This window comes from Stenotrophomonas sp. GD04054 (assembly GCF_029836955.1).
GTDB classification, from domain to species: domain Bacteria; phylum Pseudomonadota; class Gammaproteobacteria; order Xanthomonadales; family Xanthomonadaceae; genus Stenotrophomonas; species Stenotrophomonas maltophilia_A.
This window is the reverse complement of sequence record NZ_JAOECR010000006.1, coordinates 45,477-58,593: the sequence shown is the minus strand read 5'-3', so window position 1 is coordinate 58,593 and position 13,117 is coordinate 45,477. Positions and strand designations below refer to the sequence as shown.

At 62.7% G+C, this 13,117-nt stretch carries 11 protein-coding genes; 4 read left to right on the top strand and 7 right to left on the bottom strand.

Features of this window, described 5'->3' with window-relative positions; translation table 11 throughout:
* Positions 1–9: 9 nt before the first annotated feature.
* The 7 genes from murB to galE form a co-directional block, all read right to left on the bottom strand.
* Positions 10–1,071: a UDP-N-acetylmuramate dehydrogenase gene (gene murB / locus N7573_RS05490; RefSeq protein WP_107431775.1), complete on the bottom strand. Its 1,062-nt coding sequence runs from the start codon at positions 1,069–1,071 to the stop codon at positions 10–12.
* Positions 1,072–1,079: 8 nt separating this feature from the next.
* Positions 1,080–2,135, bottom strand: a complete 1,056-nt coding sequence (locus tag N7573_RS05485) for a quinone-dependent dihydroorotate dehydrogenase (RefSeq protein ID WP_279912071.1) — start codon at positions 2,133–2,135, stop codon at positions 1,080–1,082.
* Between the two features lie 8 nt (positions 2,136–2,143).
* Positions 2,144–2,914, bottom strand: coding sequence for a class I SAM-dependent methyltransferase (locus N7573_RS05480; protein WP_071228918.1), 771 nt, complete (start codon positions 2,912–2,914; stop codon positions 2,144–2,146).
* A 5-nt stretch (positions 2,915–2,919) separates the two neighbouring features.
* On the bottom strand, positions 2,920–3,204 hold the full coding sequence (locus tag N7573_RS05475) for a DUF4190 domain-containing protein (protein WP_010484694.1): 285 nt from the start codon (positions 3,202–3,204) through the stop codon (positions 2,920–2,922).
* A gap of 301 nt (positions 3,205–3,505) precedes the next feature.
* Positions 3,506–4,315, bottom strand: coding sequence for an SDR family NAD(P)-dependent oxidoreductase (locus N7573_RS05470; protein ID WP_279912073.1), 810 nt, complete (start codon positions 4,313–4,315; stop codon positions 3,506–3,508).
* A 40-nt stretch (positions 4,316–4,355) separates the two neighbouring features.
* Complete coding sequence (locus tag N7573_RS05465; RefSeq protein WP_049398541.1) at positions 4,356–5,888, bottom strand: aldehyde dehydrogenase family protein; 1,533 nt, start codon at positions 5,886–5,888, stop codon at positions 4,356–4,358.
* Positions 5,889–6,046: 158 nt separating this feature from the next.
* Positions 6,047–7,084, bottom strand: coding sequence for a UDP-glucose 4-epimerase GalE (gene galE / locus N7573_RS05460; RefSeq protein ID WP_279912074.1), 1,038 nt, complete (start codon positions 7,082–7,084; stop codon positions 6,047–6,049).
* Between the two features lie 340 nt (positions 7,085–7,424).
* Between galE and N7573_RS05455 the strand changes: the two genes are divergently transcribed.
* The 4 genes from N7573_RS05455 (at position 7,425) to N7573_RS05440 (ending at position 13,097) form a co-directional block, all read left to right on the top strand.
* On the top strand, positions 7,425–8,882 hold the full coding sequence (locus N7573_RS05455; RefSeq protein ID WP_279912097.1) for an undecaprenyl-phosphate glucose phosphotransferase: 1,458 nt from the start codon (positions 7,425–7,427) through the stop codon (positions 8,880–8,882).
* A gap of 150 nt (positions 8,883–9,032) precedes the next feature.
* Entirely contained in the window at positions 9,033–9,467 is a 435-nt protein-coding gene (locus N7573_RS05450; protein ID WP_277779055.1) for a low molecular weight protein-tyrosine-phosphatase, read from the top strand.
* 58 nt (positions 9,468–9,525) lie between these two features.
* A complete protein-coding gene (locus N7573_RS05445) occupies positions 9,526–11,736 on the top strand; it encodes a polysaccharide biosynthesis tyrosine autokinase (protein WP_279912075.1) in 2,211 nt (736 codons plus the stop codon).
* A gap of 110 nt (positions 11,737–11,846) precedes the next feature.
* The gene (locus tag N7573_RS05440) at positions 11,847–13,097 is read left to right on the top strand and encodes a hypothetical protein (RefSeq protein WP_279912076.1); all 1,251 of its coding nucleotides are present in this window, start codon (positions 11,847–11,849) and stop codon (positions 13,095–13,097) included.
* Positions 13,098–13,117: the final 20 nt, after the last annotated feature.

Genomic DNA, 13,117 nt, shown 5'->3' with positions numbered 1-13,117 from the left:
CGGGGGTGTTCACCACTGTGCGCCGAGCAGGCGGGGCTCCGGTTCGATTGGCACGCCGAACTTCTCCAGCACGGAAGCAGAGATGCGTCGCGCCAGCGCCAGCAGTTCAGCGCCGGTGGCGTTGCCGTGGTTGACCAGCACCAGTGCGTGGCTCGGCGCCACGCCAGCATCGCCTTCGCGGAAGCCCTTCCAGCCGCAGGACTCGATCATCCATGCCGCCGAGACCTTGCGCTTGCCGTCCTGGTCGGACGGGAACACCGGCAGCTCGGGGAAGTGCTGCAGCAGCACGTCGACCTGTTCCAGCGGCAGCACCGGGTTCTTGAAGAAGCTGCCGGCGTTGCCCAGTACATCCGGGTCGGGCAGCTTGCGGCGGCGGATCGCGATCACCGCATTGGCCACGTCCACCGCACTGGGCAGCTCCACACCCTGTGCCTGCAGTTCCTCGCGGATGCCGGCGTAGTCCATGCGCAGGTCATGCAGCAGTGGCAGCTTCAGTTCGATGGCGGTGATCAGGTAGCGGTCCATCTGCTGCTTGAACACGCTGTCGCGGTAGGCGAAGCCACACTGTTCGTTGTCCAGCCGCACCCAGGCCTGCTCCTGGCAGTCCCAGGCTTCGACGGCCTGGATGAACTCGCCGACCTGCGCGCCGTAGGCGCCGATGTTCTGGATCGGCGCGGCACCGGCGGTGCCGGGAATCAGGGCCAGGTTTTCCAGGCCGGACAGGCCTTCCTGCAGCGACCACATCACCAGGCCGTGCCACGGCACACCGGCACCGGCGCGGATCACGGCATGGTCGGCGCGATGCTCGAGGAAGCTGATGTCACGGTTGCCGAACACCAGCACGGTGCCCGGCAGGTCCTCGGCGATCAGCACATTGCTGCCGGCACCCAGCACCAGCAGCGGGCCGCTGGCCACTTCGGGCAATGCCAGCACTTCCGGCAGCAGCGTGGGATCGTGCAGTTCCAACAGCTGAGCGGCGCTGGCCTGCACATGGAAGGTGTTCAGGGCCTGCAGCGGCGCATTGCGGGTGAGCGTCCAGCGCAGCGGGGCGTTGCCGTCGACGGTATCCATGGGTGTGCTCACAGTGGGGCCACCGCGCCGCGGCTCGGCGCTTCGCGGCGGCGACGGATCGCCTCCACGCATTCGGAGACCAGCGCCGGGCCACGGAAGATCAGGCCGCTGTAGCACTGCACCAGCGCCGCACCAGCAGCCATCTTGGCCACGGCGTCGGCACCGGACAGGATGCCGCCGACCCCGATCAACGGCACCGACTCGGGCAGCCGCGAACGCAGACGGCGCAGTACCAGGGTGGACTGCTCCAGCACCGGCGCGCCGGACAGGCCACCGGCCTCGTTGGCCAGCGGGTCGCCGGCCACCTTGCTGTGATCGATGGTGGTGTTGGTGGCGATCACGCCGTCCACCTGCAGTTCGCCCAGTACGCGGGCAGCGGCATCGATGTCGCGCTCGCTCAGGTCGGGCGCCACCTTGACCAGCATCGGCACGCGGCGACCGTGGCGGGCCGCGAGATCTTCCTGGCGGTCGCGCAACTGGCTGACCAGCTGGCGCAGCGCGGTTTCTTCCTGCAGTTCACGCAGGCCGGCGGTGTTGGGCGAGGAGATGTTGACGGTGATGTAGTCGGCCAGTGGGTACACCTTGTCCAGGCAGGCGACGTAATCGTCCACGGCCTGTTCGTTCGGGGTGTCCTTGTTCTTGCCGATGTTGATGCCGAGCAGGCCGCGGCGGTTGCGCGCGCGCTCGACGTTGCGCACCAGCGCGTCCACGCCCGCATTGTTGAAGCCCATGCGGTTGATGATCGCGTTGTGTTCCGGCAGGCGGAACAGGCGCGGCTGCGGATTGCCGGCCTGCGGGCGCGGCGTGATGGTGCCGATTTCGACGAAGCCGAAACCCAGCGCGAACAGCGCATCAATGTGCTCGCCATTCTTGTCCAGGCCGGCGGCCAGGCCGACTGGATTGGGGAAGGTCAACCCGAACACCGTGCTGGGCATCGGCGCGATGCGTGCGGCCAGCAGCGGCGTGGTGCCGGTGCGGTAGGCCAGGTCCAATGCGGACAGGCCAAGGCCGTGGGCGCGCTCGGCGTCGAGCGAGAACAGGAAGGGGCGGGCAAGCGAATACATGCGTCGGTTCAGTCCAGCGTGCCGAGGAAGGCTCGGGTTCGATATTCAAAAGCGACCTGGCCGTCGACCGCGTGGGCGGCGAACAGGTCCTGCAGAGCGTCGATCATCGGCGCGTGACGCGGATGACCGGCTTGCGGGGCATAGGAGGAGGACAGCAGGCGCCCGCGCAGGGCATCGAAGTCCAGGTGCTGCACGTTCGGCAGCTCCACCATGCCGCGCAGGCCGGGGCCGAACCAGGCCTGCATGGTGGCATCGTCCTGGTAGCGCTCGGCCACGGCGGAGTAGTCGGTGCCGTAATCCAGCAGCAGCTGTTCGTAGCCGACCAGGAACGGACTGGCATCGAGCAGGCGCGAATTCCAGTAGATCAGTGCCTGGCCACCCGGACGCAGGATGCGCTGCCACTCGGCGCGCACCGCCACGGTGTCGAACCAGTGGAAGGCCTGCGCGACACTGACCAGATCGATGCTGGTGTCGTCCAGTGTGGTGGCCTCGGCGCGGCCGTCGACCGCGCGGAACTGCGGGTACTGCGGTGCCAGCCATTGCTCGGCCGCGCCCCGCATGGCGGCATTGGGTTCAACCGCGACTACCGGATGGCCGTTGGCCAGGAACTGGCGGCTGGAAATACCGGTACCGGCGCCGATGTCGGCGACCAGCGCCTCGCGGCTGACGCCCATCGGGCCGTGCAGCCATTCCAGCAGCGCGGGTGGGTAATCGGGCCGGTAGCGGACGTAATCGGCGACGCGGCTGCTGAAGCGTTCAGTGCTGTCGGAGGCGGTCATGGCAGTCAGTTCGACATCGCAGCGAGCCAGGCCAGGCCGCCGAAGAACAGGATGAAGACCAGGATGGCGGCGATCACCGCGCCGACCATCACCCAGCCCAGTACCAGACCGGTGACGGCCAGGCCATCGCCTTCCAGTTCATGCGGGCGGCGGCGGATCTCGGCGCGGGCCATGTGGCCGGTGATGATGGCCACGATGCTGGCCACGAAGGGCAGGACGGTCCAGCTGGCGATGCCCATGACCAGGCTGACCACGGCCAGGGCGCTTGTCTGTCGGGGTGCCACGCTCATCGGGGTCCTCCTTGGCAGTGTGCACATGATAGTGCCTCTGCCCGGGCAATCCCATGCCCGACGGATGCGATGGCAGGCGTCGACCTTGGCAGACGAAGGGCATTCCAGCCAGGCAGGCCTCGACCTTGGTCGACGAACCGCATTCCAGCCGTGGTAGGCGTCGACCTTGGTCGACGAAAGGCATTCCAGCTGTGGTAGACGTCGACCTTGGTCGACGAAAGACATTCCAGCCGTGGTAGGCGTCGACCTTGGTCGACGAAAGGCATGCCAACCAAGGTTGGCAACTACCGGAGTGCCGGTGTCAGCCCATCAACACCTGGCCACCATCCACGTTGAGCACATGGCCGGTGATCCAGCGCGCCAGGGGCGAGCACAGGAACAGGGCGGCATCGGCGATCTCACGCGGGTGGCCGAAGCGACCGAACGGAATCTTCGCCAGCGTACCGTGGTACAGGGCGGGATCTTCGATGCGGCGGCGGTCCCAGAGGCCGTCATCGAACTCGATCGAGCCCGGTGCGATGGCATTGACCCGGATCCGGTCCTTGGCCAGCGCGAGGGCCTGCGAGGTGGTGTAGTGCGACAGCGCGGCCTTGGCGGCGGCGTAGGGCGCACCACCGGGACGCGGCTGCTGCGCGGCGATCGAAGACAGATTGAGGATGCAGGCGTCGCTGGATTTGCGCAGCCAGGGCAGGGCCAGGCGAGAGGTCCGAACCGCCGCCATCAGGTCGATCTGCAGGCTGGCGGCCCAGCCGTCCTCGTCGTCGGCCATGCCGTAGCCGGTGGCGTTGTTGACCAGCACGTCGATGCCGCCGAGCGCATCGGCGGCGGCCTGCAGCCAGGCCTGGATCTGGCTTGGATCGGCCAGATCGGTGGAAAACGTGTGCAGTTCGAAACCCTGTGCCTGTGCTTCGGCGCGAAGTGCATCCAGACCGCCCTGGCCGCGAGCGCAGACCGAGACCTGCGCACCGGCGCCGGCAAACGCCAGCGCCATTTCGCGGCCAATGCCCTTGCTGCCGCCGGCGACCAGCATGCAGCGGCCGGTGAAATCAATCACCGGCTTGCCAGCCTGAAGAGCCGAGCCATGCTCGGCTGTATTTCCTGCGGTGTTCATGGCGCATCCTGCCGAGCATGGCTCGGCACTACAGATAGCGTTACAGGTCGAACTTGATGCCCTGCGCCAGCGGCAGCGAATCCGAGTAGTTGATGGTGTTGGTCTGGCGACGCATGTAGACCTTCCACGCATCCGAGCCGGACTCGCGGCCACCGCCGGTGTCCTTCTCGCCACCGAAGGCACCACCGATCTCAGCACCGGACGTGCCGATGTTGATGTTGGCGATGCCGCAGTCGCTGCCGGCCGCCGACAGGAACTTCTCGGCGGTCTTCAGGTTCTGGGTGAAGATCGAGGACGACAGGCCCTGCGGCACGCCGTTCTGCATGTCGATGGCTTCGTCGATGCTGTCGTACGGCATCACGTACAGGATCGGCGCGAAGGTTTCGTGCTGGACCACGGCGTCGCTGTTCTTCAGGCCGGAGACGATCGCCGGCAGCACGAAGTTGCCGGCGCGGTCGATGCGGGTGCCACCGGTTTCGATGGTGCCGCCGGCGGCCTTGGCCTGGGCGATCGCATCGAGGAACTGCTGCACGGCGCCATCGCTGTTCAGCGGGCCCATCAGGTTGGCGGCATCGGTCGGGTCGCCGATCTTGCCTTCGACCTGCTTGTAGGCCTTGACCAGCGTGGCCAGCACGTCGGCATAGATCGAGCGGTGCACGATCAGGCGGCGGGTGGTGGTGCAGCGCTGGCCGGCGGTACCGACCGCGCCGAACACGATGCCCGGCACGGCCAGCTTCAGGTCGGCGGTTTCGTCCAGGATGATGGCGTTGTTGCCACCCAGCTCCAGCAGGCAGCGGCCGAGGCGGCGCGCAACCTTTTCGTTGACGGTGCGGCCAACCTGGGTCGAGCCGGTGAAGCTGATCAGCGGCACGCGGCGGTCATCGACCATCTTCTCCGACAGCGCGGTGCCGGCATCGTTGATCAGGAAGAAGATGTCCGGGAAGCCGGCTTCACGCAGGGCGTCGTTGCAGATCTTCAGCGAGGCGATGGCGGTCAGCGGCGTCTTGTTGGACGGCTTCCAGATGCACACGTCGCCGCAGATGGCGGCCAGGAACGAGTTCCAGCTCCACACCGCGACCGGGAAGTTGAAGGCCGAGATGATGCCGACCAGGCCCAGCGGGTGGTACTGCTCGTACATGCGGTGGCCGGGGCGCTCGGAATGCATGGTGTAGCCGTACAGCATGCGGCTCTGACCCACGGCGAAATCGGCGATGTCGATCATCTCCTGCACTTCGCCGTCGCCTTCGGGCTTGCTCTTGCCCATTTCCAGCGCAACCAGCGAGCCCAGGGCGTCCTTGTGCTTGCGCAGCGCTTCACCGCACAGGCGCACGGCTTCACCGCGGCGCGGAGCCGGCGTGGTGCGCCAGACCTTGAAAGCTTCCTGGGCGCGGGCGACGACGGTCTCGTACTCGGCCTCGGTGGTCGCGCGGACCTGCGCGATCGGCTCACCGGTGGTCGGGTTGACCGGGGTGATCAGCTCACCGCTGGTCGCGCTCGACCACTCCCCGTTGCCCAGGTACGTGCCAGCGTTGATCGCGTCCAGGCCAAGGGACTTGAGCAGCTCGGAAGACATGCAGACTCCTGTGTTTCGTTACGTTGTTTGGCGCCATCGCGGGCAGGTGGGGGACGCGATGAACAGAACCGCCGATGGTAGCAGAGGGAGGTTGCTGGGCTTTGGTGCGGTGCGGGGTGAAACCGCACCGATAGGCCATCCCTATTCGGGGTGCCTGTTCAGGCAGGCAGGGCTTCGTCCAAGCTGCGCGCGGTGTCAGGAATGGCCGGCTGCGGCGACCACGCGGGAGGATAGCGATGCCACTGCCAGGCACTGGCGATGATTGGCGCCAACTCGGTCCAGCGCGGCTGCCAACCCAGGATCTCGCGAGCGCGGGCAGAAGACGCCACCAGGCTGGCCGGATCGCCCGGGCGGCGTTCCGCCATCTCAAACGGAATTTCGCGTCCGCTGACCGCTGCCGCGGCTGCAATCACCTCATGGACGGAGAAACCCTGCCCATTGCCCAGGTTGAAGGCGTGCGCACCGGGCGTGTGCTCCATGTACTCAAGTGCCAGCGCGTGGGCTTGGGCCAGATCCTGCACGTGCACGTAGTCACGCACGCAGGTGCCATCGGGTGTTGCGTAGTCATTGCCGAACACTTTCATGGCGTTGCCGATGCCCAATGCGGCACGCAGGACATTGGGGATCAGGTGGGTTTCGCAGGCATGGGCCTCGCCGATGCCGTGGTCGGGCAGGGCGCCTGCGGCATTGAAGTAGCGCAGGCAGGTTGAACGCAGGCCGTAGGCTGTGGCTGCATCAGCGAGAATCCGCTCTGCCATCAGCTTGCTGGCGCCGTAAGGGTTGATGGGCGCCTTGGGGTGGTCCTCATCGATCACATCCGACTGTGGATTGCCGAATACCGCAGCGGTGGAGGAGAACACGATGCGATCGATGTTGTGGCGGCGCATGGCGGCCAGCAGGTTCAGTGTGCCAGTGACGTTGTTGTCGTAGTAGGCATAAGGATCCGCAACGGACTCACCGACCAGCGAGCGGGCAGCGAAGTGCATCACGGCATCGAACTGGCGACCATGGAGAGCACGTTCGAGCGCTTCGGGATCCAGCAGGTCGGCTTCCAGCAGTTCGCCCCAACGGACCGCGTCGCGGTGGCCGGTAGACAGGTTGTCGAGCACGGTTACGGCGTGGCCGGCTTCGGCCAGGTACTGGGCCATGTGGCTGCCGATGTAGCCGGCGCCGCCGCAGATGAGGATGTCCGACACGCATCTTCCTTGTTGCGAAAAAATTCTTAGGAGTCTAGCAGTGCTGAAGACTTCGAGGCCCCCAATAGGAGTCGATCAGTGGCAACCATGACCTAAAATGACGCATTTTGACGCATTTTGATACATGTGTAATTTGTAATGATTATAAGCACTTAGGTGATTTTCCGGCGGTGCCGTGGGGTTCTTCCGACTTGAGGTTCCTATCTTTTGCCCTTCGCTTCATTCACAATTCCTCCACATTTAATTGACGTTGTCCGGACAACAGCGTGCTGGCTGGGGAGCCCATGCACGTGACGCCGAATCCTTCGGAGTCGTGTCGAGCGGATACTGGAGAAGTGCTTTGCTACATGGATCAGTAGAAGACCTTCCTGCGGAGCGGGCCCGCGCTGGCCGCCGTCGTGTCGAGGCCCGAGCAGCCCTCGAGCTTGGGTTGCGCCTGGGTGATCTGTTGCTGCTGCCAGGAATGGCGGTGCTTTCTCACATCCTGCTCTATGGCGCAGGCGCGCCGGATTCGTCCCAGCGAATCGTGTTCGGTGCGGTGATCCTCAGTGCCATCGTCTGCTTTTCGGTAGCGCCGGTCTATCGCAACTGGCGTGTTAGGGGCCTCCTGGCGGATCTCTGGCTGCTGCTGCTGGCCTGGTCGTCCACCTTTGCTCTGTTCTCGATCTATGTGGTCATCGTTGGGGTGGCCGACGCTGTCCCATCCAGTTGGCTGGTAGGGTGGTATGCGTTCGGGCTTGCTGCAATGGCCTTGTTGCGTGTGCTGCTGAGGGTGCAGTTGCACCGCTTGCGCTCGCGTGGGATGGATCGAGAGCGCATCCTGCTGGTCGGGCTGCGCGCACCGGCATTGAAGTTGCATCGCCTTCTGCGCGGCAAGCCGGAACTGGGCAAGGAAGTTGTTGGCTACTTTGCTAGCACCGGTGACATTGCGACCCGGCGTGGTGGAGACGCGCCACGTAGGCTTGGTGCGTTAGCCGAGGTTCCGCTGTACATGGATCAGCATAGGGGTGAATTCGATCAGGTATGGGTGTCAATGCCCATGGGGCACGCTGCAGCAATCAAGGATATGCTCAAGCAGATCGAGCGTTTTCCCGTGCCGGTGCGCCTGATTCCTGACACGACCGGCCTGGGGGCGCTCAATCCTGGGGTGCATCAGGTGGGCGATGTGCCGATGATTGGCGTGCGCCAGGGCCTGTCGGACCATCGATTCCGCCTGTTCAAGCGGATCGAGGACATCGTTGTGGCGGGACTGGCGGTGATCTTGTTGGCGCCGTTGTTCGCTTTATTGGCCATCGGCGTGAAGCTGAGCTCACCGGGGCCGGTGTTGTTCCGCCAGAAGCGCCACGGGTTGGGCGGTAAGGAATTCTGGATGCTCAAGTTTCGCTCCATGCGCGTGCATGCGGAGGGCGCAGGGCATATCACTCAAGCGACGCGGGGGGATCCTCGCGTGACCCGATTCGGTGCCTTCCTGCGCCGCAGCAGCCTGGATGAGCTCCCGCAGTTCTTCAATGTTCTGGGTGGGAACATGTCGGTGGTGGGGCCGCGGCCGCACGCGATCCAGCACAATGACCACTATGAACGGGTGATCGAGCGCTACATGCATCGTCACTACGTCAAGCCCGGGATTACCGGCTGGGCGCAGGTCCATGGGTTGCGGGGCGAGACGCCGGAGCTTCGCTCGATGAAGAAGCGTGTCCAGTACGACATCGATTACATCCGGCGCTGGAGCCCGACGCTAGACGTGCGGATCATCGTGCTGACGGCGCTGAAAGTTCTTGGGCAGAAGTCGGCGTACTAGAGGGCGACTTCTGGAACTGCGACGTAATCCCATGAATATGTTGGCGATTTCATCGCCTGTAATGCACTTGTAAGGTATGCTGTGCGGCTGCCGCCGGCCTTGGGTGTTCTGGTCGCGTGCGCCGCAAGGAATGCCACAGGATCCAGGCCAGTGTTCAATAACGTTCTTTTTGTATGTGTCGGCAACATCTGCCGCAGTCCCTCCGCAGAGGTGATGCTGCGCCAGGCGGTCCAGGGCAAGGGCATCCAGGTGTCCTCCGCGGGTCTCGGTGCGCTGGTTGGGCATAGCATTGATGCCACGGCGCAGGAGTTGCTGGTGGAGCAGGGCATGGATGGCCTGGCCCATCGCGCGCGCCAGATCGATGACGCGATCCTAGGAGCTGCTGATCTGGTGCTGACCATGGAGCGCAAACACGTGCGCCGGATCTCCGAGATCGCTCCGCAGGCATCCGGGAAAACCTTTCTGCTGGGCAAGTGGCAGCAGGATCGGGAGATTCCCGATCCGTACCGCCAACAGCGTCCGGCGTTCGAGCATGTTTACAAGTTGATGGCCGAGGGTGTGGAGAGCTGGGCGCGGCACCTCTGAAGTCCCGCTGCGTATTCCAGTCCTGTAGCCCTTTCCCCGCATTGAAGACCCCCAATTCATGACCACTGATGCCCGTACCTCCGCACCGGAAGACAGCGACGAGATCGATCTGCGCCAGCTGCTTGGAACCTTGATCGACTACAAGTGGTGGATCGTCGGCATTACCGGGCTCTTTTTCGTGGTTGCGGTGGCCTATGCGTTGCTGGCCACGCCGATCTATCGTGCGGACGCAATCGTCCAGGTTGAATCGAAGGTGCCTTCGTTGCCAGGCCTGTCGGATATCAGCCAGTCGTTGGGTATGGGCACTGGATCTGCAGAGGCAACCACCGAGATCGCACTGATTACTTCGCGTTCGGTGGTCGGTAGTGCGGTCGATGCGTTGAAGCTGGATATCACCATCGAGCCCAACCGCTTCCCGCTGCTGGGCGGCTACGTTGCGCGCAAGGCCGAGCGCGCAGATTCGGAAGCTCTGGCTGATGTGCGCTTTGGCATGAGCCGTTTCGGATGGGGTGGCGAGAAGCTGGAGATCTTCCAGCTGGACGTGCCGCGCGCGCTGCAGGCGCGACCGATGACGTTGGTCGTCGGCGAGAACAACAGCTATGAACTGTTTGACGAGGATGACAATCTTCTATTGAAAGGGCAGGTCGGCAAGGTCGCGAGCGGGAAGGGGGTGACCGCGCAGGTTGCCGAGATGCGCGCGCATCCGGGTATGCACTTTGAAGTGTCGCGCCAGCGCCATCTGACGGTCATCAACGATCTGCAGAAGGACATTGCCGTGAGCGAGTCCGGCAAGGATTCTGGGATCCTAACCTTGGCCTATGAGAGTGCCGACCCGGTCCTGGCGCAGAACTTCCTGCAGCAGGTGGCGCAGGCTTACGTCCGCCAAAATGTCGAGCGCAATTCGGCCGAAGCCTCTGCGCAGCTGACCTTCGTCAAGGAGCAGCTGCCGAATGTCCGCAACCAGGTGGATGCGGCGCAGAAGGCGCTGAGTGCCTACCAGACGCGTGCGAACTCCGTGGATCTGACCCTGCAGACCAAGGGGCTGCTGGATCAGGAAGTGGCCGTGGAAACCAGCATCCAGCAGCTTCGCCTGCAGCAGGCGGAGATGGATCGCAAGTTCACCCGTGACCATCCAGCCTATCAGGCGCTGATGCGCCAGATTGGCGAGCTGGAAGGTCGTAAGAGCAGCTTCCAGGGCCAAGTCAAGCAGCTTCCGGAAGCCCAGCAGGAGCTGCTGCGCCTGACCCGCGACCTGCAGGTCAGCAATGAGATGTACACCGGTATGTTGAACCAGGCTCAGCAGTTGGACGTGGCCCGTGCCGGCACCGTTGGCAATGTGCGTATCGTCGACGCTGCCGAGGTCGATGCCACTACGCCGGTCAAGCCGCGCAAGGCGGTGGTGGTGCTGATCGGTACCGTTCTGGGCGCGTTCCTGTCGGTGGCGCTGGTACTGCTGAAGCAACTGCTCAATCGCGGCGTGGAAGACCCCTCGCAGATCGAAGAGCTGGGTCTCCCGGTATATGCCTCGATTCCGGTTAGTACGCAGCAGCAGACCGATTCGGTGCGCGGTAAGTTCCGCGCTGACGGCAAGTTGCATCTGCTTGCGGTGAAAGACCCGGCCGACCTGGCCATCGAAGCGGTGCGTAGCCTGCGTACCAGCCTTCACTTCGCGCGTCTGGAAGCCAAGAACAACATCGTGTTGATCTCTGGTGCGAGCCCCAACGCCGGCAAGACATTCGTGTCTTCCAACCTCGCGGCGGTGATCGCGCAGGCCGGGCAACGTGTGCTGATCATCGACGCCGACATGCGCAAAGGGACCCTGCACAGGGCATTGGGAGCTGCGCAGACGCCTGGTCTGTCGGATCTTTTGGTCGGCAAGGTTGACCGTTCGCAGGTGGTGCGAAGTCTGCCAGGCCTGGACAATCTGAGCTTCATCGCGCGTGGTGACGTTCCGCCGAACCCGTCGGAACTGCTGATGCATGCCAACTTCACCACGTTGCTGGAGGAGCTGGCACCGCAGTACGACTTGGTCATTGTCGATACGCCGCCGATCCTGGCAGTTACCGATGCTGCGATCATTGCCCATCATGCCGGTACCTGCCTGATGGTGGCGCGCTTTGGCCTCAACCAAGCGAAGGAGCTGGCGCTCGCCAAGCGCCGCTTTGAGCAGAACAACGTACGCATCAAGGGTGCGATCTTTAACGCCGTTCAGCGGCGTTCCGCTGGTTACTACAGTTATGGATACTACGAGTACAAATCTGTGACGTGAGGTGGGACTTGCTTTAGTCCGCTGCTGGATGAGGCTGCGGCGTGCTTTCTAATCGCGGCGCCCAATCTGCGCGGGGAACGCCCTTTTGGGGCAACTAACGAGATCTGCTAGTGGAAATTTCTAATGGCGAGGAATTGAGATTTTTGCCGTCTCAGGTCGTTGCAGGAAAAGGGGATTTTCTTCAGTGGGCTGTACTGTTCCATTTGTGGACGACTGCCTGTGCGGGATTGCTGAAGTATCTCGGTTTCCTTGTTGGTTTGCCATACTTTCATCTTGCTTCAAAAATCCTTCTTCTTTCTGTTGCGCTGGTCCCGCTTGCCCTGTTTAGGTTGCGGACGGGGCAGCTTGCTATAGTCTCGGTTATTTTCTTGTGCCTTGCTAGTTCACTTCTGCTGAATGGAATTGCGCAGGTGATGATGGGGTTCTGGGTCCTTCTTCCATTCTTTTTTGGGATGATTTTTTATCAGTCTGTTCTCAGTCACTGGATGTTGCGGAAGATCAGGATTCTGTTGGGTGCGGCAATTACATTTCAGCTGATAAATTATTTTATTGTCTTTCCGTGGGAAGGGCTTACGATCGAAATTGGCGGAATTTCATCGCTGGTCGGACGGGAGTGGTCTGATGGCGGTGTTCGGCGTTTGGCTGGCTTATCCAGCTCGTCTATCGAGTCTTCTTTGCTCATCGCAGTCTTGGGTTTGCTCGTGGCCAGCACGGAGCGTCGATCTTTGATGCGCGTCCTTATCGTGCTGTTCGTCTTTATTTCCATTTATCTCAGCACAATGAAGACAGCTGCACTCGCATTTGCAATTTCCTCGATTCCGATCCTTTTGAATCGCAGGGTGGTTAGGCGCGCTCTTGGGTCATTCATTGTTGCTGGGTTGATCGTCGGCCTATTACTGCCGTTCTATATGTATTCAAAGGGCGCGGCAATCCCTGGGGGCGGGGGATATGCAAGCTTGCACGATAGGTTCACCGTGGTCTGGCCGGCAGTTATTCAGTATGGCATTGCCAATTCTGGCATGTTATTTGGCCTCGGGGTTGGGGGGTTGGGGGCATCAATGCAGCTCGGTGGCGGCGGATTTGCGTATGCCTTCGTCGATAACCTCTACCTTTATATGATCTTTGTGGGTGGAATCTATGGGGTTGCTTTGATTGCAATGATCTTTACAGCAGTTTTGAAGTTGACGCTTGCGAGTCGAGAGTTGTTCCTCGCTTGTGGGGGCACTGTTCTCTTTTTTATGGTCATCTACGGTATTACGCAAGTCCCGGCAGAGAGCTCGGTAGCTGCAATTTTCTTGGGTGCAGCAATCATGCGGCCGTTGGCGGGTAATAGAGCGCATGCCATCCGCGTGCGGATTTGATTATTGCCTGCATATTAGAA